Origin of the sequence: Pseudomonas sp. HMWF006 (genome assembly GCF_003061205.1) — a bacterium.
GTDB lineage: Bacteria > Pseudomonadota > Gammaproteobacteria > Pseudomonadales > Pseudomonadaceae > Aquipseudomonas > Aquipseudomonas monsensis.
In genome coordinates, this window is the sequence record NZ_QAIU01000657.1 from 1190 (window position 1) to 2060 (window position 871).

General features: G+C 63.0%; 1 protein-coding gene and 1 pseudogene. One reads left to right on the plus strand and one right to left on the minus strand.

The genetic code is table 11. From position 1 onward, the window contains the following. On the minus strand, positions 1-417 hold a 417-nt coding region (locus tag DBR24_RS34590), incomplete at its 3' end, for an AraC family transcriptional regulator ligand-binding domain-containing protein (RefSeq protein WP_256592019.1). Positions 418-628: 211 nt separating this feature from the next. Between DBR24_RS34590 and DBR24_RS34595 the strand changes: the two are divergent. Next, a pseudogene (locus tag DBR24_RS34595) lies at positions 629-871 on the plus strand (FAD-binding oxidoreductase); the annotation flags it as partial.

Genomic DNA, 871 nt, shown 5'->3' on the forward strand with positions numbered 1-871 from the left:
ATGCCGGCGAATGCGCGGGCGCTGATAGCGGCAGGTCCAGATCAGGTGCACATGGCCGTCCTGCACCTCGGTGCGGCTGACGCCCATGTCGCCCACCAGTTTCTCGAACGGCATGATCCGGCTCATGGCATCGCCCAGCGTTGCGCAGTTCATGGTGATGTAACCGAGCACGCTCCAGGAATTGGGCAGGACAAAATTCGCTGCGTTAAGCCCGAACAGCGGGTCGCCCGAGTGTTCGCAGAAATAATCGAGCAGTTTTTCATGAGCCTCACCCGGCAAGCGCAGGGTGTTGTCGCTCAGTTGCTGCGCCTGCAACCCGGCCGCCGTCAATGCCGGCTCGATGGCCATGCCCAGTTGTTCGGCATGGCGCAGGTATTTGAGCAGGGGCGGCACTGAGGTGAAGCCGAGCGATTGCATGATCCCGATCCTTTGATCAACGGCGGCATGGGCAGACGAATAGCCTGAAAGGTAAGTGCAAACCGCAACTAAAGTAAATGCCTGACGCTTGCGCGACGTTTGACTCAATTGGCTACATGAACTGGCCGGATACGACCGTGACACCGGGCGGCCGCTGGCTAGTATGGAGGCCTGAAACATCCATGATCCGACGGCAAAGAAGGACACACGCATGCGACGCTGGAACGGCTGGGGAGAGGCAGGCACGGTGGTCGAACTGCCGGCCCAGGGCGCGAGTTTTCTCAACGAACGGCTGGGGGCCGGGCGCGCGCTGCCGGATGCCTCACTGGAGTCGGCACTGGCGCGGGTGCCGGCCTCGCGGCTGGCGCAGCACGCGTTGTACAGCGTCGATGCCCATGACCGCCTGCTGCATGCCCGCGGCCAGAGCCTGCCGGACTGGCTGGCGCTGCGCGAA